29 protein-coding genes are annotated in these 20,195 nt (G+C 45.7%); 15 read left to right on the top strand and 14 right to left on the bottom strand.

Annotation, left to right across the window (positions count from 1 at the left end; all coding sequences use genetic code 11):
* Nucleotides 1-55: 55 nt before the first annotated feature.
* Both S7335_RS24890 and S7335_RS24885 read right to left on the bottom strand, forming a co-directional pair.
* On the bottom strand, nucleotides 56-271 hold the full coding sequence (locus S7335_RS24890) for a DUF433 domain-containing protein (RefSeq protein WP_006458865.1): 216 nt from the start codon (nucleotides 269-271) through the stop codon (nucleotides 56-58).
* Nucleotides 272-325: 54 nt separating this feature from the next.
* Nucleotides 326-784 carry a pentapeptide repeat-containing protein gene (locus tag S7335_RS24885; protein WP_227500125.1) on the bottom strand — a complete coding sequence of 153 codons (459 nt, stop codon included), beginning with the start codon at nucleotides 782-784 and terminating at the stop codon, nucleotides 326-328.
* 242 nt (nucleotides 785-1,026) lie between these two features.
* Here S7335_RS24885 and S7335_RS24880 point away from each other — a divergent pair, with 242 nt between their 5' ends.
* Nucleotides 1,027-1,371, top strand: a complete 345-nt coding sequence (locus S7335_RS24880; RefSeq protein WP_006458852.1) for a hypothetical protein — start codon at nucleotides 1,027-1,029, stop codon at nucleotides 1,369-1,371.
* Between the two features lie 149 nt (nucleotides 1,372-1,520).
* Nucleotides 1,521-1,853, top strand: coding sequence for a hypothetical protein (locus tag S7335_RS24875; protein WP_006458758.1), 333 nt, complete (start codon nucleotides 1,521-1,523; stop codon nucleotides 1,851-1,853).
* A 302-nt stretch (nucleotides 1,854-2,155) separates the two neighbouring features.
* Here the strand turns inward: S7335_RS24875 and S7335_RS24870 are convergent, their stop codons facing one another.
* The 4 genes from S7335_RS24870 to S7335_RS24845 all read right to left on the bottom strand — a co-directional run bounded on the left by S7335_RS24870 (nucleotide 2,156) and on the right by S7335_RS24845 (nucleotide 5,808).
* Complete coding sequence (locus S7335_RS24870; RefSeq protein ID WP_006458711.1) at nucleotides 2,156-2,554, bottom strand: hypothetical protein; 399 nt, start codon at nucleotides 2,552-2,554, stop codon at nucleotides 2,156-2,158.
* A gap of 243 nt (nucleotides 2,555-2,797) precedes the next feature.
* A complete protein-coding gene (locus S7335_RS24865; protein WP_006458723.1) occupies nucleotides 2,798-3,124 on the bottom strand; it encodes a sel1 repeat family protein in 327 nt (108 codons plus the stop codon).
* Nucleotides 3,117-3,368: a hypothetical protein gene (locus S7335_RS24860; RefSeq protein ID WP_006458826.1), complete on the bottom strand. Its 252-nt coding sequence runs from the start codon at nucleotides 3,366-3,368 to the stop codon at nucleotides 3,117-3,119. Before S7335_RS24860 ends, S7335_RS24865 begins: the two co-directional genes overlap by 8 nt.
* 1,384 nt (nucleotides 3,369-4,752) lie before the next feature.
* Nucleotides 4,753-5,808: an RRXRR domain-containing protein gene (locus S7335_RS24845; protein ID WP_050766058.1), complete on the bottom strand. Its 1,056-nt coding sequence runs from the start codon at nucleotides 5,806-5,808 to the stop codon at nucleotides 4,753-4,755.
* On the opposite strand from S7335_RS24845, the gene S7335_RS24840 reads away from it, so the two are divergent.
* From S7335_RS24840 to S7335_RS24820, 6 genes are all read left to right on the top strand, one after another.
* On the top strand, nucleotides 5,730-6,281 hold the full coding sequence (locus S7335_RS24840; protein WP_006458778.1) for a WYL domain-containing protein: 552 nt from the start codon (nucleotides 5,730-5,732) through the stop codon (nucleotides 6,279-6,281). The two genes, S7335_RS24845 and S7335_RS24840, sit on opposite strands and share 79 nt — an antisense overlap.
* Nucleotides 6,282-6,441: 160 nt before the next feature.
* Nucleotides 6,442-6,846: a hypothetical protein gene (locus S7335_RS24835; protein ID WP_157620764.1), complete on the top strand. Its 405-nt coding sequence runs from the start codon at nucleotides 6,442-6,444 to the stop codon at nucleotides 6,844-6,846.
* Nucleotides 6,847-7,116: 270 nt separating this feature from the next.
* Complete coding sequence (locus tag S7335_RS24830) at nucleotides 7,117-7,488, top strand: hypothetical protein (RefSeq protein WP_006458769.1); 372 nt, start codon at nucleotides 7,117-7,119, stop codon at nucleotides 7,486-7,488.
* 8 nt (nucleotides 7,489-7,496) lie between these two features.
* Nucleotides 7,497-9,425 carry a protelomerase family protein gene (locus S7335_RS24825; protein ID WP_006458782.1) on the top strand — a complete coding sequence of 643 codons (1,929 nt, stop codon included), beginning with the start codon at nucleotides 7,497-7,499 and terminating at the stop codon, nucleotides 9,423-9,425.
* Nucleotides 9,426-9,821: 396 nt separating this feature from the next.
* Nucleotides 9,822-10,265: a hypothetical protein gene (locus S7335_RS28260; protein WP_157620760.1), complete on the top strand. Its 444-nt coding sequence runs from the start codon at nucleotides 9,822-9,824 to the stop codon at nucleotides 10,263-10,265.
* A 124-nt stretch (nucleotides 10,266-10,389) separates the two neighbouring features.
* Nucleotides 10,390-10,596: a hypothetical protein gene (locus S7335_RS24820; RefSeq protein ID WP_006458815.1), complete on the top strand. Its 207-nt coding sequence runs from the start codon at nucleotides 10,390-10,392 to the stop codon at nucleotides 10,594-10,596.
* A 196-nt stretch (nucleotides 10,597-10,792) separates the two neighbouring features.
* Here S7335_RS24820 and S7335_RS24815 read toward each other — a convergent pair whose 3' ends face one another.
* Nucleotides 10,793-11,503, bottom strand: a complete 711-nt coding sequence (locus S7335_RS24815; protein WP_006458817.1) for a hypothetical protein — start codon at nucleotides 11,501-11,503, stop codon at nucleotides 10,793-10,795.
* A gap of 218 nt (nucleotides 11,504-11,721) precedes the next feature.
* On the opposite strand from S7335_RS24815, the gene S7335_RS24810 reads away from it, so the two are divergent.
* Entirely contained in the window at nucleotides 11,722-11,946 is a 225-nt protein-coding gene (locus S7335_RS24810; protein WP_006458724.1) for a helix-turn-helix domain-containing protein, read from the top strand.
* A gap of 247 nt (nucleotides 11,947-12,193) precedes the next feature.
* Here the strand turns inward: S7335_RS24810 and S7335_RS24805 are convergent, their stop codons facing one another.
* Complete coding sequence (locus S7335_RS24805; RefSeq protein ID WP_006458728.1) at nucleotides 12,194-12,529, bottom strand: hypothetical protein; 336 nt, start codon at nucleotides 12,527-12,529, stop codon at nucleotides 12,194-12,196.
* Nucleotides 12,530-12,628: 99 nt separating this feature from the next.
* On the opposite strand from S7335_RS24805, the gene S7335_RS24800 reads away from it, so the two are divergent.
* From S7335_RS24800 to S7335_RS24775, 4 genes are all read left to right on the top strand, one after another.
* Complete coding sequence (locus S7335_RS24800; RefSeq protein ID WP_006458730.1) at nucleotides 12,629-12,853, top strand: hypothetical protein; 225 nt, start codon at nucleotides 12,629-12,631, stop codon at nucleotides 12,851-12,853.
* Nucleotides 12,854-13,320: 467 nt separating this feature from the next.
* Nucleotides 13,321-13,527 (top strand): hypothetical protein, encoded by a 207-nt coding sequence (locus tag S7335_RS24795; RefSeq protein WP_006458873.1) that lies wholly within the window; start codon nucleotides 13,321-13,323, stop codon nucleotides 13,525-13,527.
* Between the two features lie 162 nt (nucleotides 13,528-13,689).
* Nucleotides 13,690-13,830 carry a hypothetical protein gene (locus S7335_RS28665; RefSeq protein ID WP_006458848.1) on the top strand — a complete coding sequence of 47 codons (141 nt, stop codon included), beginning with the start codon at nucleotides 13,690-13,692 and terminating at the stop codon, nucleotides 13,828-13,830.
* A 1,526-nt stretch (nucleotides 13,831-15,356) separates the two neighbouring features.
* Entirely contained in the window at nucleotides 15,357-15,980 is a 624-nt protein-coding gene (locus S7335_RS24775; protein WP_006458863.1) for a hypothetical protein, read from the top strand.
* Between the two features lie 18 nt (nucleotides 15,981-15,998).
* Here S7335_RS24775 and S7335_RS24770 read toward each other — a convergent pair whose 3' ends face one another.
* From S7335_RS24770 to S7335_RS28255, 3 genes are all read right to left on the bottom strand, one after another.
* Nucleotides 15,999-16,703, bottom strand: coding sequence for a hypothetical protein (locus S7335_RS24770; RefSeq protein WP_006458831.1), 705 nt, complete (start codon nucleotides 16,701-16,703; stop codon nucleotides 15,999-16,001).
* A gap of 93 nt (nucleotides 16,704-16,796) precedes the next feature.
* The gene (locus tag S7335_RS24765; protein WP_006458811.1) at nucleotides 16,797-17,819 is read right to left on the bottom strand and encodes a hypothetical protein; all 1,023 of its coding nucleotides are present in this window, start codon (nucleotides 17,817-17,819) and stop codon (nucleotides 16,797-16,799) included.
* Between the two features lie 82 nt (nucleotides 17,820-17,901).
* Nucleotides 17,902-18,069: a hypothetical protein gene (locus S7335_RS28255; RefSeq protein WP_006458868.1), complete on the bottom strand. Its 168-nt coding sequence runs from the start codon at nucleotides 18,067-18,069 to the stop codon at nucleotides 17,902-17,904.
* A 296-nt stretch (nucleotides 18,070-18,365) separates the two neighbouring features.
* Here S7335_RS28255 and S7335_RS28250 point away from each other — a divergent pair, with 296 nt between their 5' ends.
* Nucleotides 18,366-18,605, top strand: coding sequence for a hypothetical protein (locus tag S7335_RS28250; protein WP_157620758.1), 240 nt, complete (start codon nucleotides 18,366-18,368; stop codon nucleotides 18,603-18,605).
* Here the strand turns inward: S7335_RS28250 and S7335_RS24760 are convergent.
* Both S7335_RS24760 and S7335_RS28660 read right to left on the bottom strand, forming a co-directional pair.
* Nucleotides 18,570-18,800 carry a hypothetical protein gene (locus tag S7335_RS24760; RefSeq protein WP_006458749.1) on the bottom strand — a complete coding sequence of 77 codons (231 nt, stop codon included), beginning with the start codon at nucleotides 18,798-18,800 and terminating at the stop codon, nucleotides 18,570-18,572. The two genes, S7335_RS28250 and S7335_RS24760, sit on opposite strands and share 36 nt — an antisense overlap.
* Nucleotides 18,801-18,870: 70 nt before the next feature.
* Nucleotides 18,871-19,158: a hypothetical protein gene (locus tag S7335_RS28660; protein WP_198011501.1), complete on the bottom strand. Its 288-nt coding sequence runs from the start codon at nucleotides 19,156-19,158 to the stop codon at nucleotides 18,871-18,873.
* 221 nt (nucleotides 19,159-19,379) lie between these two features.
* Here S7335_RS28660 and S7335_RS24750 point away from each other — a divergent pair, with 221 nt between their 5' ends.
* Nucleotides 19,380-19,694 (top strand): hypothetical protein, encoded by a 315-nt coding sequence (locus S7335_RS24750; protein ID WP_038020316.1) that lies wholly within the window; start codon nucleotides 19,380-19,382, stop codon nucleotides 19,692-19,694.
* A 99-nt stretch (nucleotides 19,695-19,793) separates the two neighbouring features.
* Here the strand turns inward: S7335_RS24750 and S7335_RS24745 are convergent, their stop codons facing one another.
* On the bottom strand, nucleotides 19,794-20,162 hold the full coding sequence (locus S7335_RS24745; RefSeq protein ID WP_038020314.1) for a hypothetical protein: 369 nt from the start codon (nucleotides 20,160-20,162) through the stop codon (nucleotides 19,794-19,796).
* Nucleotides 20,163-20,195: the final 33 nt, after the last annotated feature.

Below are 20,195 nucleotides of genomic sequence, written 5' to 3'. Positions count from 1 at the left end.
GCATAGCTCAACACCCTAAATCTCAGCCTCTATACCTGTGTCCCATAACATGACATCACGCCCGATATAATCGAGCCGCATACAACAGGGCTGAAAGGATATCATCCTCTTCCAAATCATCGTAGCCCGACAGAATCTCTGCATGGCTCATGCCTGCACTTAGTAGTTCTAGGATAAATTCTACTGGGTAGCGCAAGCCCCTGATGCAGGGCTTTCCATGACAGACCTCTGGATCAATAGATAATATCGCCTTCGCCCAAAGCAATACCATCGGCTGCAATTCCAGCAATCGATCTAATCAGCATAGTCCTCGAATTTACTCCCGTTATCCCTCGCAGTCACGGTTAGGGTCTAAGCTAATGCCGGTAGGAAGAACGGTGTTGCAGAGTAGCGCTTCTGTTAACTGCTCATGAGTGAGATTTCTAGCTCCGAACACGTCGGCTAAGCACAGGTCGGCTCCGCGCAGGTCAGCAAAGGTCAAGTCGGCAAAGGTCAAGTCGGCTCCGACCAAGTCAGCCCCGCGCAAGTCGGCTCCACCCAGGTCCGCTCCACGCAGGTCGGCTCCGAACAGATTGGCTCCACGCAAGTCGGCTTCGCGCAGATTGGCAAAGGTCAAGTCGGCTATGCCTAGATCGGCTTCGCGCAGGTTGGCATTACTCAAATCGGTATTACTCAATTTAGCCTCACCCAAGTCGGCTCCTTCCAGTACTACACGCTCTCCAGTATGCTCTCTAATCTCCTTGCTCAGTTCTTCAACGCTGGTTTGTTCAGTCGAATAATTCATAGGATTTGTACCAGATTGCCAACTATGCTGTTCTTTCATACTTCTTTCGCTCTAGCTATAGTCTATCTGACCTGCCTCAATAAGGCGATCGCACAATCAGTAGAGGATGAAAGCATTTATACTTTTACTCACACTTTTTCCAAGAGAGTTACAGAAGTGCGTTAGAATCGCATCAAGAAACCTTTGACAATTCAACCAAAGATTTCTACTTGCAACCAATTTACAATCAATCGAGTGGGAGTATGATCGATAATCCAGTGCCCAATGCAGCGTCAGTTGCACACATAGGGGCGATTGGCACAGTTGGGTTGATGAGCTTTGTTTTTCTGGCTAATGATGTTAAGCAAAATTTATCCGCAAAGTGCCTATATGTAGGTTCTTCACTGATTATCTTCGCCGCCTTTTTCTTATCAGACTACGCTGTGTGGCTGAAATGTACAGCTACCGCTGTACTGGTATTTTATGTATGGTTTCTGATAGCGAAATTCTTCCGAGGTGATGATGGAATGTTTTCAAACAAAGGCCGCTATTTGTTTGCATTATCTTTTATCATCAATCTCTTTGGCGTACTTACTATGGGTTCGTAATTAAAGCTTTGCCCATCGAGGCCGTAAAACAAGCTGGGTTGCTCGAATAACAGAAATTCAATTCATAGACTGTGAATAAGGCGATCGCTTTAACCAGAAACCTGAAGTCACTAACAGATTTAAAGAAAAACGCAGTAGAGGAATAAACTATGAGTGATGAAGTAGTTTTGTGGATGGTTCGCGAAGGCGAAGGCAGCGACTCAACTTTGCTGATGGACACAATAGATAGCTTTAAAGAGCTAGCTGCTGTTAGGCAGATGGACATATCCCAGCTACCCGAATCAACTCTGGAGATGCTTGCTAGAGGGTTGCTTGCTCTCGATAGCGAACATCTGTCGCTATCTAAAGCAGAATTAAGCAATGGTATGACCGCTGCACTCTTTGCAGCTACACGGCATTCAAGGGCACATCTTCAAGTCGTGCAGATAATGCAAGAAAAGTTAAGAAGACTATCTAGCGTCAGAAAAACCTTGGAACTTTAAAGGGCAGTGTTGATAACCTCAGATGTGGGGCGATCGCTCTTTCATACCCCTCATCATGGACTAGGGCTCCGACGAGAACTGTAGGGCTACTCAGTATGAATGCGATAACCTATCTGTGTCAGCGTGTCAGCGTGTAATCACGACTATCACGACCAGGGCAATCGCCCAACCTCTTAACCTACATTCGCTGGTAGGGAAGGGTTTGCTTTGAAGTCGGGCGATCGCCTACCAAAAGAAACACCGATTGCCATCACACACTACACGGCCTATCCATTCAAGCGGGGCCGTGTAGGTGGTTCTAACTATTCTTGAATAGCTTGGGTGCCAGGGTTCGAGGGGTAAGGAGACGGATATCCCTCTGGAATCTCAGGCATAAGATGATTGAAACCGCCAGGACAAGGTAAGTCCTTCGGCCAGGGGAACGTTGCACCCGCTCCATACCCCCGGCAGTTATAGGCACAGGTCTTAAACTCACTGTCCGCCGGAGCAGGTGTTTCATGGATGAGCTGACAACGATAGCGCCGAACACCTGGGATATACCATTCTTCCTCTTCTTCATCACTGTTGAAGACACCTTCGATCGCCTCTCGTATAATCTCGGCTGCGGGCGCTGATGCTGGGAGGAATGCGCTGAGAGAAAGCGCTAACGCACTCGACAGAACTACCAGCAAAATACGGGCACGAGCTTTTCTTGGTACCATGAGTTTAAATCCTATTTGCTTAGGGTTGACCGGCCTCATTTCTCGAACTTTAGACGGAGAGAGAAATGAGGCTCTTGCTATGGCTATCCCTATATTATAGCAGGGAATACCCGCTATATAGCGGCAATGTGTTCTCTTCGATTAGAGTTGAAACAACAGAGTTTGCTGCTTGAGAATTTTCAAAACATCATCAATCTACTGGAGAAGTGACAAGATGATCTCTACTTCAGCTCAGCCAGTTAGCTAGTCGCCTACCGCAGGCCCGTGAATGAATCCCTGCTCACGAGACAGGGCGTAGAGCCGCTGCGATTCTTCTACCTTGCCCGCCACTGCTAGCATCCCGGCTAAGTTGTTCGTCGCTACGCTATAGCCTTGCGCTGATGAACGCTCATACCATGCCACTGCTTTGTCGCTATTAGCGGCTGAGCCTAACCCTAGCTGATACAAGGTGCCAGCCATACATTGCGCTTCTGCGTTTCCTTGCTCAGCGGCTAACAGTATCTTCGGCAAGGCGTCCTCGTAGTCTTGATTCTGGTATTCAGCATAACCAGGAAATCGTGCTTCACTCATCTGTGACTTCCTCTTCTATAGGCCAGTTCAGCGCTTTCGCTATCTCAGAGGGAAGCTTCGAGGCGATCGCTTGACGACAAATCTCTTGCCACTCAGGAAGGAGACCATCCTTCAGCGCTTGCGACATCATCGGCGGCAGCTTAATTGTTTTCACCGCTGTGCATGATTCTGACCAGTCATGCTGCTTCGTGAATTCATACTCCGCTATCCCTGGATTGCCACCTGGTCTTCCTCTTCTTGGCATACAGCTCTTACCTCGACATCACTTCTCACTATAGCAAAACTATAGCGGGGACTTCTCGCTATAAAGAAGGCTGGCGCTGCAACCGTAGATAAACCAGATAGGGCGATCGCTTGGTTAAGCTCATTTTCTATACAGAATGCCAGAGTATTCATTGAATGGCGATCACACCCTAATAGAACAGCACAAACTGCTCCCTCCAAGCACCTCAGTTGAAACAGCTAGCAAAGGCCCAACTGCATATGACTTACTTGAAGCGAGCTGTAGCGCCGACTATACCAGCTTCTCAGCCATAGATATGCTTGCAGAACTTCACAGGAAGACGATTCACTGCACCAGCGTAGGTTTGGCCTCGAACCCCTTGCTGCGTAAGCACTTCGCAACTATGCTTGCTAATTCTCTAAGACGCACTAGGGGCACTAACACTGAAGGGAAGGCAGAAAGAAGACTGTAAAGACAATCAAGTAGCCGCAGCGCAGGACTGCCAGCATGGAGCTAACCCCCCTATCGCATCTTTGAACGCTTTTGGCACACTACGGCCATGCGACTGTTCTAATTCACAACGCTTCACTGCTGCTGGAACCATACGCTCTCAGAGAGCTGATACCTGAGCCTGTACGCAAGGTATAAGATAAGAGAAGTATTTCTTCGGTCTGTAGTCAATGTGGAATTTTCTTAAAAGGAAGTCTCGAATCGGCTCAATGCTAATTAAACCATCAACGAATAGCGAAGAGACAGGTCAACCACAATTAACTCCCTCCGTAAAAGGGCGACTGGTAGGATGTATAGTAGTCCGACCAACTGGTGAGGCTTTATTTTACTCTTATAAAAATGAGAAATCCTACTACACCTACAAAGAGTATGCAGAATGGTCGGGGATGGTATGTGAAGCCGAAGTTCATGGCCAGTTTGCTTACCGAATATTTGTAAAGAATACGGGTACAGGAAAAATTGTTGAACTACCCTCTGTGGAAGTAATGCAGCAATTCCCTACAAGTAAGGATTGCCGTTGCCCTTTCTGTATGCTCGAACATCAGGAGGCTTTAGAGCCAAGAGGCGCAATTCTTCGATGAGCTTGGAAGACTTCTGCAAGGCTCACAAGGGAAGTTGCGATATCGTGCAAACCCAAGGAAGCTAACTCTGACAACCGGAAGCGCAATCTCTAGCACAATAAAAACAAAAAAGTTACTGACACCAGTGATGCCAGTAGAGCCGTCAGAACTAAAGGCGATCATAGTCATGCGATCACTCTGGAAGAAAGGCAATGACACGGGCCTCTCGACTCAAATAGAAGCCATCAGCAAGTAGATATCATGGACAACTTTGCAATTCATCTGAAATTCTCCGTGATACCCCATCCTCGCTCAGGTGGGGGAGGGAAGGAGAGTCAGGCTGCTACGCTCGATGCGTTGCGGACTGACAATCTCTGCGGGCAATTAACCAGCAACCCCGTAGAGCGATAGAGGAGCTGGACCTTGGAAGCTGTGAACTGTGCGATTCGCTTCCAGTCAAAATCCGATACCGAAACCTGATTTTTGGTATCTCCTGACACCCAGCCGATTGACTGGATACCTTTCTTTTCAGCAATGACCAAATCACCTTTCCTGAACCCGTGGCGGGTTACAGTGCCCCCATACTTCCGACGATTGCCACCTTTGGCGGGAACCATTAGATGAAGTTGACGACGGCTGACGGGGGGACGGTGAATGACTACAAAGTTAGCTGACGTGATATTGACTAAACCAGACCAGTCAGCACCCCTTGAGTCATTGCGGTGATACTTGCGGTATTCTGTAAACTCGCTAGCGGCTAGGGCTACACCATCAACAGCGTGAGACTGTGGGGTTTGCTCAGCCTTGTTTTTAGACTTACTCAGCCCTAAGTGGTCTCTCATGGTGGCAGTCTGCCAACCGTAGAGAGTACGAACAGAAGCAAGTTTTTTTAGTTGTTCAATAGCCCACTTTTGCCCAACTTGGACAGGACTAAACGAACAACCTTTCTTAGTGCGGGCCTTGACGTATTCGACAACGATTTTAGAGATAGGGAATAACTGAGATAACTCAGTCACAACCCTTAACTCCAGTTGGCGATTAGCTTTAATGCTAGGGGGCACTTTCTTCTGTTTGCGGTTATCAAACCGCTTCTGTCGATGATTCCGTAACTCAAAAGGCAAGCTACGATCAATTCGCCTACTACGCCTACCACGTCGCATCATGGCGCGACTCTCCATCCGATCCTTAACCCGTTTGAACGGCAAAAGTAGATGAGCTGTAAACAATGTGGCTTTAGCGGACTGGACAGAGACACCAGAAAACATCTTTCCTGGATCAATGCCAACCGCTATTGGCTGGGTAGCCCTGCCGGATGGCTCAGCCTCTAAAGGAAGCGCTAAAGTCGCTAGATGGTAGAAGTGCTGATTGGGTACAGCAAGCCAAGAACTCAATTATTCAGCAGCAGGCATTTATCCTCAATTATCACGGTAAAGAACGGCTCATTCAATATGCAGAGGTTGTGCAACACGATGATAGAGAATACTTGCACTGCTGGACAGCCAAGCCGGGGAATCGCCCCGACCTACCCGAGCTAGGCCACAATAGACTATTTTTTGTTGGGGATGATGCCCAGCTTATTCCGACAGATGCAAAGTGGCGCAGCGAAGGGCTAGATTCTATAGAGATTACTTTCAGGGTCTGTTTTACTTATCGGCCAAAACCTGAAGATCTTAGAATTAAAGAGATCGAAGTGGTGTCTGTTGATGGCCAAAGCTGGACCAGAGTGACCCAACGAATTTCTAACCTGCTATGGTTCCTTCAGCGCGTTTCTCGCTATGGCGATCGCTGCGTGATCGAATCCCCTAAAGAAGTACGCGATGTCTACTTAAAGAAGATAAAGAGGGTAATCTCTATGTACAAATAAACACTGAGAACCAAAGGGAGTTTGAGAGACACAAGCAGAAGCCCTGAGCGCTAACGTGATTTTAGAACAGGAAAAGTAATCTCATTTTAATACTTAAGGTGTCTGGAAAAGCTCTTTTCCAACTTCTGCTATAAATAGCTAGTAATTAATGAGTAATTCAATGTCAGATAACATAGGTCTTAGTACATACAAGTTCCAGGTGGATAAGCCGGTTGCCAACCAGCGCTATCCAGGATGCTGGAGCTTTGTAGCCCGTTTTTTCCCTGGCGATGGCCGATGCCTTAGTTTTCAAATTTTTATAGGAAGCACACACGGACGCTTAGAGCGTACAGGTGTGAGTACTAGACTTTTAGTTGATCCCATATCAAGGGATAGCTATTACGTGATGAACAATCACGCTTTTGCTACAGAGACAAAGGGTGAGGAGCAAGAGCTTCAGCATCTTCGTAGGCTGAAACATTGGGTGGATGCATCACCCGTAGCAGAGCTGGTAGAACGGCTCGCATCGGTAGCTAGCATCGGTGAGCCCCAGTTTAAGGATCTGTGCGGTCTCAATGCAGCGTAAGATTTATGTTCTCACAGCCTTCACCAAAAATCTAAGCCAGATTAATGGGCTGTAGTACTGAAAAATAGTGATAAAAAATGACACTTATGTGTTTCTACAATAACTTTGAAATGTTAGCTGCTTAGGCTAATTCAGTATCAGAAAACCGCATCACTTTGTTTGGGAGTAGGAGGTTGCTTTGATTCGTGCCTTATTGATGCCATCTGGAGCAGAGAAATCTACTCCAACAAAACTAACCCCTTTAATCTCGCAAGCTATAGTGAGTACAGAATGGATAAGTTTCTGACAGTGTTGAGAGGATTGTTTTGGTCTTCAGATAGATGGCCTGATGGCGAACTCATAGTGCTAAGGAATATCTCAGGGAGATATAACAGTGTAACGGTAGACTTCATTGCGCTACCTGTCATTCAGGTAGACGACCAACGATACGAGTACTGCGTTTATACAGAAGAGTTTGGCTATCATCTACGAGCTTATTTGCTTGAATTCTGCGATTCCCCAGATCCGATTCATTTTATTTTTGAGGGGCAAGAAACAGTAGTTGACGTTAGAGGGGTAGATAATCGAGATGATATGCGTCAGTTCTCAGATTTGCTCGATGCAATCATTGACGTAGCGGAAACTCATTCAATCAAGTTCTGAGAAGCATGATGGCAAAAACACTTGAGCCCGACTTGGCGAAAGCGATCGCGCTCTGTTCAACGGAGTGGTTGAAGTCACTACTTAAAGAGCTACTGCCGCAAGTGGTAAATGTCGCTGATACAGCCGCTGGCCATCGACGGGCGCGGCGGTGGGATGCGCTCGTAAAAGAACGAATGGTGCAGCGGGGGTTGAAGACGCATAGGCAGCAGAAGAACCCTATTACCGATGTCAGACGAGTACTTAAGGCCATTGATGCCGATCATCCGGCATTAGCTAATGTCGGCTTTACACCTGATGAGTGGACAGAGATCAATATGCCTTCTGAGCAGGCGGTATCGCAGCGCTCTGCGAAGCCGATTGACGACCCCAATGAGATTGCTCGACGCGCCGCTGTACTGTTGCAGTCTGGTGACTGGAGTGAACTGGCAGCAGGCTTAGCGGTAGCGACTGGACGACGCGCTGCTGAGGTGATTCAAACCGCTCAGTTTGAACCCGCTTCTGATTGGTCTGTCTGGTTCACAGGCGCGGTCAAACGACGCGGTGAACCTACATCACTTCGCTTCGAGCTACCGACGCTAGTAAAGGCAGGTAGCGTAATCTCTGCAACTAGACGCTTGCGATCACTGCTCGATACTCAAGGCATGAGTAATCGGGATATGAATCGCGCCTATAGTCATGCGATCGCCCAAGCTTGTGATCGCTGCTTTCACGATTTGGTACCGGCTAGGGAAGGAAAGGACAATCTCTATACCCATCTCTTTCGCTCTGTGTACAGCACGATTGCAACCTTCTGGTTCTGTCCACCGGAGGTGCCAGAACTAGAGTTTAGAGCCGCTATTCAAGGCCACTACAAAGTGTTGGAGGCAGGGCAGACAGAACTTAGGCGATCGCTTGCCGCCAGTCGTCATTACTTCGACTATGAAATCAGCGATCAGGTCATTGCGGCACATGGAGGGCAGCGTAAAGGAGTGCGGTTGAATGAGCCAGGTGTGGAGGCGATCGCCGCGTTTAAACCAACAGAAGCAGTTGAGCCAGCAGAGGAGCTAGTGATGAGTCGGATTGGCATTACCGAGAGCGATAAGCAGCGCGTCTTGGCAATTCAAGGGGAGCTTGGTTTAGGCACTCAGCAGGATACGATGCAGCTCATCTTAGATGCCGCTGATGCCGCTATCTCTTTGGCGGATAACTTCGGCTGTCAGCCTATCGAACTAGCCGAACAGGTAGAGGCGGTGAATCAGCAGATTGCTGATGAGCAGCGACTGAATGAACAGCTGCGAGCGAAGCTGGCTGAAGCCGAGAAGATGGCCGGCAACGGCGCGGGCACTCATAAAGTGATTGAACAGTCTCTCTCAATGGCACATGAGTTTAATAGTCACTTGAAGCAGGAAAGTGAACGGCTTAGAAAACAACTGACCACAGCTAACGATGAGGTCGCCGCACTTCGTGCTCAGCTCACTCAGTTCCAGGCCGCTCAGCAGCAGCTCAAGCAATTACAACAGCTCTTAAGTATTGGGGGCACTCAGCCAAACGGAGCGATCTCGTTACCTGTCAGTCAACCATTGCCTATGAGTCAACCGATGACGGCTGGCATCGAAGGCGAGCATCGTGGGGCCTCTCCCCCAGCTCCGCAAGAACGCTCTACACCGGAAAAAGGCTATTCCGACCAGGTGGAACGCGAAGTGGCTATGCTCATTCGGGAGATTATGCAGTATAACGACCAGCAGGCTAGAGATGACAGCGAAAGATGGTTGATTAACCAATCAACACTCAAGCAGCTCTCTACTCGCAATCAGGCGATCATCAAACGAGTACTCGAAGGCGAATTGGCTCAGGAATTGCAAGAGCATCATGACCACTATGGTCTTCACGGCAGAATGGCTAATCGCGGCAAAGACATCGATGTACTCAAGGCCGCGCTCGGCATCGACAAGTGCTAATGGCTAAAAGCGAGAGAGAGGCGATCGTGTTGGAAGAGAAGTCTATTCGTGTCACTTTTGTCAGGACAATTTAAGTGACACGAATGAGCTGAGTCTATCAGGCGACGTGATCGCTCCCTTCGTTCGCACCAGAACCTAATCAGCACTAGCTCATCATCACGTAACCGGAACATGAACCGTAGCCTGCATCCAGAAAATCTCTACTAGATCCATTAGAGGCGAGCCTCTACATTAGACTGCGGCTGGTGCAAAGCTTCATACAACAGATAATGTTGTTTATGCTTTGGGAATTATTGATGAAGATGATTCTCAACCATGGCGGGATAAGAGCAATAGCCGTCAGACTTCCAAAAGGATGCATCCAACGTTGCTTTTAATTTCTTCATATTCCCTGTTATGCGTCTAAGATTATTTGTTTCCTTAGCTATCACCACAGCACTCGTCTCTCCTGCCGCCGCTCATCCAGGGGGACTGAACAGCGCTGGCTGTCATGCCGGATCGCAACCTTATCATTGTCATCGCTCACAGCCAACAACACGGCCAGCACCACGACGGGTACCCTCGCGAGTCTACTCGCCAGCACCTACAAGCCCCTCACACACGCAAACTAGCGTACCGGCTTTAAGCGTCCTCAGTTATACAGCCTCAGATTCGGTCTGCATCCAAGACGGGCCAACAAACATCAGAACAGAACCTAATTTCGGTGATAACGTGCGAGGGACTCTAGCAACCGGTAGTTGTGGTAAAGCTATTCTCTTTGAGGATGGGTTCACTCTGGTTGAGTATCAGTTCGCAGCGCTCGGTGTTCGACGCTATTGGGTTCATGATAGTCAGATCTAACTCTCTTAAGCCTATGGACTACGGCTGTGACTATTGAGCAGGCTAAGCGAGCACACAGCAGGGCCGATTAGCGTTTTGGTCTCTCCCAGCTCCAGTAAAACCATGGGATTTTTGGAGAAATTAAATGAAAAAGAATCAATTTGAAGAAGTGCCCAGCCAGAGAAAGATTATCGAGAATCGTAGGTTCCCTGGCCTGCTGAAGGTTTTTGCAGCTTGGTATCTCTTTTGGAATACCCTTCATCAGATTGCTTGGGATCTATTTTCTGCCGTCGTTTTATGTAACGTTACGCTCAGCATTTGTCCAAATAGCGATCGCGTCAAAACACCTTAAAAATTGTGAAATAAGTGGCAATCATCTATAGAGGAGAAGAAAACCAGCCTAAAAATCTGGAGCAGCTTTCTTGCCTTTAAGATCCCACCTTAGTTTCAGATCCTGTAGAGAATCTGAAACTAAGGTGGGATAGTGCGACTACACCACCCAAAGTACGCTTAACTTCTTCAGAGCTGCCTTTTCCGACTTTATGACTCTATGGTTCATGCCACTTTCCTCCAGTAGGGCTACGATAATCTCGCGAAAAGATATAGTGAGCAGGCACAACAAAATTTTTCACATTTAGTGCGCTTTCTAGCGTGTAATCCTCGTCTACGAGATCAGCGTTAGCCCATTTTGCATATAGCTCCGCATCCAACTCATCCTCAAAAAAGTAGGAGACAGAATCATCACAGTCTGCAACGACTTTGAATCGCGCCAAGCCAGGATCACAGCTTAGCTCCTCGAAATTGTTAATTGTATTCAATCCAATAAACAGATCTCCATCTTCATCAACAAAAATATCGCCATCATGAGCGCCTTCATTCGTAAACCGTACATAGTCGCTAGTACTAAGTAGCTCACCAATGGAATAATTGTCAATTAAGTTCGTAGCCGAGGCAATCTCATGAACTGGGCGAGATAAAAGCTTAAAATCCCGCTCAATGACATCTTCAATCAGCTCCTCGAATCGACAGACTCGGACAAGCCGTTCATAGTTGTCGCTACTCTGTTCTTTGTCTAGCTCGCCGTCAAATCTAGGATCACACAGTTTTTTTGAGCCATCGGGCATTGAGATAGATAGCCTTCCCCATTCGATAAACTCAACTGAAACCCGGTCGCCTAGCTGACCTAGTACATTTTTTGCTTCGGGGTAGTAGCGGGTAATCCCACTTAGCTCTTCTCTATTGATTGTTGTGGTTGCCATCTCTCTTCCTTTCTCTAAATTAGTTGGTACGTTCCTACGTAATAGCCAGAACCAATAGTTTTACTGGACTCCAGAAATTTGATACGCCGAGCAACAGCTACTGAGGAGCGCACACCCGGAAAACAATGTTGTTTATAGCTTTGCAGCAATGAAGCGACTTTACTTTGTCTATTCTTTATTGTATGGTGTTGGCCTACAGTCGTCAATAGCGTGATGGTATGCAAGTAGAGAAAAAAATACAAATTGAAGTCAAGGACTTAGGTGCTCGAATTCGGAAAGCAAGAAAGGCTCACTCGAAAAGCTTGATGGCATTATCTGAAGAAGCCGGAATTAACCGCAGCTATTGGTATGACATCGAAGAAGAACGGTTGACCTACCCGCTGCCTCTCGCAACGCTTAAAAAAATTGAAGCGGTGCTCGGCGTAAAATTTATCGAGGGTTGAGAAGATAGGAGTATAGTGATAGTATCATTGTGCCCTCTTCGGGAGGGACTGAATTGAAAAATAATGACAGACTTGTGAAACCTTCACAGTTAACGGCCAAGCCCTGCACAACAGGGACTAAATTCAACAAAGCTGTGACGCATCCCTTGCCTACGTAAGGGATGCGTCTTTGTCTTTTGAAGAATCGCACTTCCCTATCAATGAGGCGATCGCTTCTTCTACGCAATCTAGAAGGCTCCTATAGACTCTAACCCTCTGAGATTGCGGTCAAGGTTTGGTCCTGTAAACTCTTCCAGGCAGTAGAACGAGTAACAAGAAGGGCTCTATCGTGCGATTCCTCGACAGTCAACAAGGCTGTCTCTAGCAAAGGAGCTGGGCAAGCTAGGGGTGAGTAGCTGATCCAGGTAGCAGGATCAACTACTCCAGAATCACAACCGCCTGGACCAAATAAGGGTAATAGAACAAATCGCTCAATTTTCCAGCAATTTCGACTCAAACCAATTCTATATCGGCTTCCTTGCCACTCGAACTCTAGCCAGCGGTACGGCAGCTTACTACTTCTCTTTTCTTTAGTACGAGACATTCCAGACCCCTCTAGAAAATCAATGCATAGCGGCTGTTTTCTCTTAGAGAAACATCCAAAAAATTCTATTATAATCGATTTATTGAGTAGGAAATTTTGATGAATCAAAGAAATCAGACTCCAAGAATATTTTTTGACCCAGCAGATTCGCTAACGAAAGGGAATAACCACGCAGAAGAGCCTTTGGTTTGTTTTTTCTTCTTCCTTTTAATGCTGGCGATGGTTACAATTGCAACAGGGCTGCTTGTTGCTCCCATCTTCCCCGTAACCCTACGCTGGATAGCCTGTATTCCTTGGGCTCTTTCGATGACCAACGTTGACTGAGCAATCGTAGTTGTAGATTTTGGTATCCTAAATGACTAATCTGAAGCTTTAATAGGTGCTGTTGACAAAACACGATAAAAAAGACATGTTGTTGACGTACCATGCCGTTGACAAAACATGTGTCTTTGGACACTCTGTTTACAAAATACACTCGGTTCAATAGTGTCGGCTAACTTTTAGCCCGTTATAGGCTCTGCTGAGGGGCTTATTATGTAGCTCCTTCAAAAGGCCGCTGGGCAGTTTTTGAGAGAGCTAAGAGAAGAATATTCAGGTATGAGCACAACTAGCTCATCAGCGATCGCGATATCAATGCGACTGCTCTAGAAGGACAGATTCTATGTAGAATGCGAGAATGTGAGGGCAGAGAAGTGCTAGTAACCGTGGTGAAAGCAGCAACGGTGGCAGATAATAGCACTGTCAATCAGAGACCCCTATAATCATCCTAACGATAATGAAGCCGGAGAAGTATGACAAAGATTCCAGACCTAAGAGAGAAATCCGATTTTATCAAAGGGTTTGAACAAGGGCGTAAAGTTACTTTGCTATTTGCTTTATATCTCGCCGCTGCCTTAGTTTTTCTCCTTTTGATTCGTGCCTTATGGACATCAACTGAAGCAGAGAAATCTACTCCAGCACAGCAAACCTTATTCAAGGTAATCAGTCCTGAGAACTGACTGAACTTTGCTCAGCTATCTTCCCCGTAACCCTACGCTGGATAGCCTGTATTCTTTGGGCTCTTTCGATGATCAACGTTGACTGAGCAATCGTAGTTGTAATTTTTGGTATCCCAAATGACTAATCTTTGCGTTGAAAACACCTCAGTGGTATTTGGCCTTATGTTCACTGTAATTTGTCTGTGCGTATTCATCTCCGCCGTCGCCATCACCATCAGCAAGAAAGACATGGCAGCAGCGCACAAATATATGAATGACTATGATAACGAGGGCATTTCTCTAGAAGAAGTCAACACTCCATAACACTGTCTGATGGCTCCGGCTAAAGTAACTAATTAGAGACTCTACTTATGTCGATTTTCTGCGACCAAAAGCTACTCTTCTCATTTGGCACGTTCACAATTCTAATAGTCGCCACTACCATTTTATTGGTACTCTTTGCAGTCTTAAATCGCCGAGTGAAGAAAGAGTTATATCAGGATATTCAGGAGTTTAGGCGCAAGGACAAACAACTAAAAGCGTTTGGCGTGAAGAAAACTCGCTGAGTACCATAGAGCGAGACATATAAGGCGATCGCTCAACATAGATTTCCAAAGCAAAGCCTGGGAGAACTACTCAGAGTAAACTGTTGATGATGAAAAGATAAATTATTTCGCTACAATTAAAGGAGATAAGTATTCTTTCTACAGCCAATGAACTTTTTCAGGTTTTTCTCCAGCCGAAATAAGGAACAGGTGATAGGCTGGCAGACCGTTCCCTTACCATCATGCGAAAGGGGTCTGAGCGAATATTGTAGTACAGACCCCGTAAAACATCTATTGCAACTAGGTCACGGGTTTTGCCTAGAAGTAGAAACATCCTATCCTTTGGGCAGAGTACTATGCCACTGGAGAATTATTCAAATAGATTATGACTTTTATGATATGCCTTGGATCCGAGGTTTTGGCTCTGTAGAGTCCGAAGCACCCTTCCATAGTTGGACAGACAAACGCATAGTAGAAACCACTATCGATAGCGCTAAAAAAAAAGTTGAAGCTGCATGGTTTCAATCAACAACCTGCGATGGAATATGGGTGCTTCCCCATAGGCTTTCCCCAGGCTTTAGACCCGGAGAATACAAGTTGAAGACCAGTACTTGCCAACCGGAGGATTTATTATCCATCTATTTTTATCCGTCTAAGATCAGGACAAAAGCTAGCAGGACGGGCAGGAAGAAAGTTTGACAATTCTAAGAAAATTCCATGTTCAAGCTAAATACTTTTCCAACGACAATTAGCGAAACGTTTTTCCACGATGGTTACGGAAAGCGAAAGGTGAGTTTCTCTTGATACGCCTACCACGACGGTTACGACGCAATATGCTGCGCTGCTCATTTCTTAATTGAAGTTCACAGGCTTTGAAATTTACGCCAAAGTACTTATCAGCGCCGGAAAGCGGATCTATAGGCGATACTGAATAATACTTTGGTCTCGCATTTTCTGTCACATTTACCACTGTTCCAATCTGCCCTGCATAAGGGTATTGCGGCATTGACAAGTCTTCTACTTTAGCAACAATGCGGACGCGATCACCTATCTGAAATTTTTATCAGTCATTTTTTTGCCAGTTGGGGCTTTGTAATCTAGCTCTGCAAAAGATGCTCGATACTTTGTCTGTTTATATTAAACAACTCTACGTGGTTATATTCAAACTCTTTTTCAGAAGATTTTTAAGCACTAAAAAAAGATAGAAAGCCTTCCGAAAGTCATATCGACATTTACTTATTATAGTTGTAATTAGTAAAAACAAAGCTAATAGATGAACGATAGCCTGCGAGGATATATCCCATAATGATCGACTCTTTGACATTAATCTTTCACACCCCTCAAATTGCCCAGTCAATTGCATTCATCTTGCGTGGAGACTGGGACGGCTTCACTTCAGTATTGATCCCAAGACCAGTACAGTCTATCGAGCTAATGACTGCAATGGAGCTGGAAGGCGTAAACAGCCCTATGTGCGTTTTTCCTGGGATGATACAGTTTTGTGTTCAGGGCGATCACTGCGAATACGAATACTGTACTCGCCCCTCTAAACCAACGTTTATGATGCATGGAATTATGTACGGGACTATTGTCTATAGAACTGTACAAGCGCCCCCACAAAATAGCGGTTATATAATTCCCAATAGGGCTACTCCAATCAAGTATATTGATCGATCAGATTTGGCACCCGATTCAGCGGATGAATCCCCAGGGCAATATGAGAGCATAGATGACAGCAGCTCAAATGTAAGAGCTGTCCTATCAAATGTCAGGGCGTATCTTCTTCCTAGGAACGATTTTCTTCACATTGTTCAGGGCAACAGCGATAGCGATCGCCGCCTTCTAGAGATAACCAACCGTATGGTCGCAATGGCAATAGCAGATTGGCAGGAAGATGCTAATTCCTCATGCAATGACGCAGACCTATGACAAGCCAAGAAGGATTTATCACCAATCTGCTGCGTCCAACTGTACCGTCTTCACAGGCGCTTGATCGTCTGAATCCGCAGGTGGTTGCACAAGTGGAAAGCGAGAAAGGGCAGCGTAGCGACGCTCGGCAGCGGCTTCGGTATAGACCGTTTTTAGCCACTCATCAACTGCCTCCACTATCGTCATCTCCTCGACTCTCAGCCGCTTCTCGAACACGGCCTGCAACACGGACTGCTCAACTTGGGTAAGACAACTGAGCGCCCCCATAGAAGCCGTGTAGATGACATTGACCACGAAATATAGATGGCGATCGCTAGCTGCTGCCGCTTCTAGATAGCTAGTATATTTGAGCGGGGTATACAACTGCCCTGCCTGCGGGCGATATAGCAATAACTCAAAGCCAGAAACGACCGACTTTGATGGGCTGGAGTTGCTTGTCGGCAAACCCATAAACTCAAACAAATGATCCCAGGAAAGTCTTGGGAAATCGTCAATCGCCATCATCTCGAACAGGCGACCTGGCTGACGCTTCTTCGCATGGTAGACAATAGCGACCTGCTTGCCGCCAGCTGTGATTAACCCTATCTCGTCGGTTCGCATCACTTCCGCGCAGATGAGGGGGATTGCTTCAGTCAGCGCGACTTGTGGCAGGGCTTCCACACACTTCCCATAGGCCCACTCAATATGCTGCGATGAAAATTGACCTGTCTTGGTAGACTTCACCTATCGATTCTCCTTTTGTCGTTTAGAATACTGTTTCTCTAGGCGATCGCGTTACCAATCCACAGTTCCCTCCAGTCGTTTGAGAAGCTATTCCTAAATAATACCTGCCCACGCTTTAACAGCTTCTCTAGAAGCAAACGGGCCGACGGCCACGCCTTCCACGAAAGAAGGATTCTTTTGAAGAATGGCATTTTTCTCAATCAAATTGTATGAAGGCTCTTCGTAAAGGGTAAGCCCAAGTTGGTCAGACGTATGATCTCTAAGAGTAATCGTTTCGTGAACTGGAGCGGCAGTTACCATAGCAAACCAGCGTTTAGGGTGTTCATACTCTTTCTTGAATATTCCTACTTTTACTTTCACCTTCACTGTTCTGTCAGTTGCTACAGAATACAGAACATTACAAGCGACTTGTGGCGGAACATAGTCTATAGGTGAGACAGCTACTTGAGGATAATGCATGAAACCTAGCCAAGCTTCTGTGAAAGTGGAACCTTCAACAAAGAGTGAGGGCTTGTTACAGACATGAACATCTGCATCTTTGACTACGTTTAGCTCACTAGCATTGACCAAACGACTATTATCTTCGGGGTTTGAGTCTACTGAGGTCATTAGTATTACCACAAACAAAGCTGTAGCGATCAAACCTAGCTTTATAATTGACCCGCTAATAGAAGGTAGAACAGATGGCAGACGCTCTAAAGTAAGAACTGAAGTTTGATTGTTAAAGCCTGAAACTGCAAAGAATAGGCTATTCAACAATAAAAGACTCTCGGTGAGAATAACCGAGCCTATCAACATCATTAACACCAAACTTACTATCTTTTTATGATTTACTTTATGATTATGGACGACTCTAGCAGTTCTGACTCTTCTTCCAGTTATACGATTTAGATTTGGACCGCCTTTATACTCACGCATCCCTAGAGCTACCGGAAACAGATCGTAGATATCTCCAGGTTCTCCTATTAAACCAAACTCATCTAGGGCAACCCACGGAGAGAAAGGGAAACGTCTAGCGACTCTATACTCTTTTAGAGATAATGAAATCTCTCCGTGATACTTGTCCAGGTACACTCGTTCGTGCTTAATGTAAATCGTTCCTGTCAGTAGGGACATGACCCAAAACCTCAGACACCTTGTATTTAATTTTTTTGCATATTGGAAGGCACTTAAAATATAAACACACGGCGTTTATATGTCAATCCGGCTTGTGAGGAGGTAATTTTATCTTGCCTTCGAGAATCTGGATGGCGATCGCTTTCATAAATTCACCCCAGGCAATACGGTTCCAGCTATTGATATAACCTAGTCTTCGAGCTTCATTCGATAACGCTTCATGCCAGATAGTTAGAATTTTGAAATCCATCCTTTGTGTGTCTTTCGCTTTTCTTCCCATCTACCATACGTAGTTAAACTCCGTGCATTTTATCATTCGTAACGACTCATACTTTCGTCGTGGGCTTTTTAAGGTATCTCACCTTCGTTACGCTGGTCTTACGTTCCTTTGTAACAGCTAGTAGCTAGAGGAAGGAATTTGTGCAGTCTGATAAACTATTCAGTAAGATTAGTACAAAATTACTTTATGTGGTTATAGCCAATGAAAGAAGATGACGCGATCGCAATAGGCAGATCACTAGTTTGGTTCATCGGAGGAGGCGGTGCTTGGTTCTTCATCCGAGACTGGCATCTTTTCTCTCCTTGGGTGTTCGCTACAACGGTATTTCTATGTGCGGTGGTATCTGTTTTGATAGACAAGGTGTTCAGGGGCTAGTCTGTCGTGACTCTCCCCGGTTTAAAGAGCGCTTTGGCTATTTTGGATTTCATTGCGGTAGAGGACTAGGCGCTGATGGTGGCATTTCTCTCAATCTAGCCGAAACCCCGGTTGCGTTTGCGCTTCATTGACTTGCGCCTTGCTAGCTTCGTCTCTATCTTATCTATCTGCTCTACCAGGGGTGTCATCTGCGAACTCAGCAGCTTCACCCGCTGCTGCAACTGTTCTACCCTTTCGGCTAACTCTACCACTACCCCTTTTACACCTTCGGGTGTCGCTTCCCAATCCGTTTTGGATATACGACTATCTAGTTTGTCTAGGTTCATCTCAAAGAACTCTACCTCGGTGGAACTTGGCTTTTTCTCAGGCAAGAAACGGAGTGGCCAATATCTTACTCTATATGATGTTGATGTGAATTATGGTGAGATCTTCATCATAATTTCCAGCAACGCCTATTCGATAATTACCTATTCCGTTTGAATTCCACAGGAAATAGAAGTAATTCGCTTTATCGTCTTGCTCATACTCATAGATTCCAAATCCTTCTTTGAGAAGATAATTCTTCAGTTCTCGGAAGCTTGAACCGGACATAAACCTCTGCTGAATACACTTCTCAAACTCGCCTTTGTCCCTTTTATCACAGCTTATCCTTTCACCGTCTAAGAACTGATTGTCTATACTCACACAAGAAATTGCACTAAAAGACAGTGTTAGTAAGAGCAATGTTTTCCACATTTATCTACCTAAGTTCTGGTCATACTTAAATGATAGTCAATACCACCTTTGGGAACTACTACCGCCTTAAGACCGAATATCATCATAATCAAGTGTGGTTAGATTATCAGATAGAGAACACCGATTAGAGTAGAATGTGCATACAAACAGATTGCTAAACGGTGCTAATAATGTCGTTGTATGAAGCTATTGCTGCTATATCTGTAGGGGTGCTGGTGGGCAATCTTGCTACACGCCTGCTTGAACTATCTTGGTTCAGAGGAATCGTTTTTTTGTTTCTAACGGCAGTCGGTATCATAGGGGTTATTTGGGTTACACCGACCATATCTAAAATCATATCTGAAGGATTCGAGGAACTGAGTTCTATTGATGGTCTTGATTATCTCCACATCAATTTCTCAATTATTGCAGCCCTGCTGCCAATTGCGCTGGTATTGATCTTAGTCATTAACATTCTAAGGAACTGGCCTGGGAACAACTGGTAGAAAGGAGGTTTTGGCTGTTACAACAGTATCGACTAGCAAGTTTTGTATCTATCCAACGCACATTTCAGGCAATGAACCATCGACTCTAGTTGCAAAATCTTAAGAACCTGCAGAATTCTCGCTAGATAGATCCCCCCCCAAAGCGATCAACGATATAGCTTTCAACCCACTAGGCAGTTCTATCTTTAATATTTCAGCGTTTAATACCCATAAAAAAATAAGTGGCACCATTACAAAAAGTACAATAGTTCTGCCAAAGAAAAGCTGAAGATAGAATCTTCTTGTGGCTATTTGCTGTTCCAACTGAGTTTGTACTTGCCTTATAACTTCAGCCGGGAAGCCACTTATTTGGTGAATCCTATGTCCTTGATTGATGATATTGTCTCTAACACTTGGGAAGAACTTGTTGTACTGGCTCTTCATGAATTTTCCAAGCGGGCTGGATATGAAAGTCCTGTTGAAAGCCATATTCAAAACTCACTTTAGATTGAATGATATATT

Source organism: Synechococcus sp. PCC 7335, assembly GCF_000155595.1.
GTDB lineage: Bacteria > Cyanobacteriota > Cyanobacteriia > Phormidesmidales > Phormidesmidaceae > Phormidesmis.
The sequence above is the reverse complement of the archived record's forward strand: the minus strand, read 5'-3'. Positions and strand labels throughout refer to the sequence as shown.

What these genes read in the sequence shown, in the direction of transcription:
- S7335_RS24890 (WP_006458865.1), bottom strand. Translation starts at nt 271, where the DNA reads ATGGTATTGCTTTGGGCGAAGGCGATATTATCTATTGATCCAGAGGTC.
- S7335_RS24885 (WP_227500125.1), bottom strand. Translation starts at nt 784, where the DNA reads ATGAATTATTCGACTGAACAAACCAGCGTTGAAGAACTGAGCAAGGAG.
- S7335_RS24880 (WP_006458852.1), top strand. Translation starts at nt 1,027, where the DNA reads ATGATCGATAATCCAGTGCCCAATGCAGCGTCAGTTGCACACATAGGG.
- S7335_RS24875 (WP_006458758.1), top strand. Translation starts at nt 1,521, where the DNA reads ATGAGTGATGAAGTAGTTTTGTGGATGGTTCGCGAAGGCGAAGGCAGC.
- S7335_RS24870 (WP_006458711.1), bottom strand. Translation starts at nt 2,554, where the DNA reads ATGGTACCAAGAAAAGCTCGTGCCCGTATTTTGCTGGTAGTTCTGTCG.
- S7335_RS24865 (WP_006458723.1), bottom strand. Translation starts at nt 3,124, where the DNA reads ATGAGTGAAGCACGATTTCCTGGTTATGCTGAATACCAGAATCAAGAC.
- S7335_RS24860 (WP_006458826.1), bottom strand. Translation starts at nt 3,368, where the DNA reads ATGCCAAGAAGAGGAAGACCAGGTGGCAATCCAGGGATAGCGGAGTAT.
- S7335_RS24840 (WP_006458778.1), top strand. Translation starts at nt 5,730, where the DNA reads ATGGCTCAGCCTCTAAAGGAAGCGCTAAAGTCGCTAGATGGTAGAAGT.
- S7335_RS24835 (WP_157620764.1), top strand. Translation starts at nt 6,442, where the DNA reads ATGTCAGATAACATAGGTCTTAGTACATACAAGTTCCAGGTGGATAAG.
- S7335_RS24830 (WP_006458769.1), top strand. Translation starts at nt 7,117, where the DNA reads ATGGATAAGTTTCTGACAGTGTTGAGAGGATTGTTTTGGTCTTCAGAT.
- S7335_RS24825 (WP_006458782.1), top strand. Translation starts at nt 7,497, where the DNA reads ATGGCAAAAACACTTGAGCCCGACTTGGCGAAAGCGATCGCGCTCTGT.
- S7335_RS28260 (WP_157620760.1), top strand. Translation starts at nt 9,822, where the DNA reads ATGCGTCTAAGATTATTTGTTTCCTTAGCTATCACCACAGCACTCGTC.
- S7335_RS24820 (WP_006458815.1), top strand. Translation starts at nt 10,390, where the DNA reads ATGAAAAAGAATCAATTTGAAGAAGTGCCCAGCCAGAGAAAGATTATC.
- S7335_RS24815 (WP_006458817.1), bottom strand. Translation starts at nt 11,503, where the DNA reads ATGGCAACCACAACAATCAATAGAGAAGAGCTAAGTGGGATTACCCGC.
- S7335_RS24810 (WP_006458724.1), top strand. Translation starts at nt 11,722, where the DNA reads ATGCAAGTAGAGAAAAAAATACAAATTGAAGTCAAGGACTTAGGTGCT.
- S7335_RS24805 (WP_006458728.1), bottom strand. Translation starts at nt 12,529, where the DNA reads ATGTCTCGTACTAAAGAAAAGAGAAGTAGTAAGCTGCCGTACCGCTGG.
- S7335_RS24800 (WP_006458730.1), top strand. Translation starts at nt 12,629, where the DNA reads ATGAATCAAAGAAATCAGACTCCAAGAATATTTTTTGACCCAGCAGAT.
- S7335_RS24795 (WP_006458873.1), top strand. Translation starts at nt 13,321, where the DNA reads ATGACAAAGATTCCAGACCTAAGAGAGAAATCCGATTTTATCAAAGGG.
- S7335_RS28665 (WP_006458848.1), top strand. Translation starts at nt 13,690, where the DNA reads ATGTTCACTGTAATTTGTCTGTGCGTATTCATCTCCGCCGTCGCCATC.
- S7335_RS24775 (WP_006458863.1), top strand. Translation starts at nt 15,357, where the DNA reads ATGATCGACTCTTTGACATTAATCTTTCACACCCCTCAAATTGCCCAG.
- S7335_RS24765 (WP_006458811.1), bottom strand. Translation starts at nt 17,819, where the DNA reads ATGTCCCTACTGACAGGAACGATTTACATTAAGCACGAACGAGTGTAC.
- S7335_RS28255 (WP_006458868.1), bottom strand. Translation starts at nt 18,069, where the DNA reads ATGGATTTCAAAATTCTAACTATCTGGCATGAAGCGTTATCGAATGAA.
- S7335_RS24760 (WP_006458749.1), bottom strand. Translation starts at nt 18,800, where the DNA reads ATGAACCTAGACAAACTAGATAGTCGTATATCCAAAACGGATTGGGAA.
- S7335_RS24750 (WP_038020316.1), top strand. Translation starts at nt 19,380, where the DNA reads ATGTCGTTGTATGAAGCTATTGCTGCTATATCTGTAGGGGTGCTGGTG.
- S7335_RS24745 (WP_038020314.1), bottom strand. Translation starts at nt 20,162, where the DNA reads ATGGCTTTCAACAGGACTTTCATATCCAGCCCGCTTGGAAAATTCATG.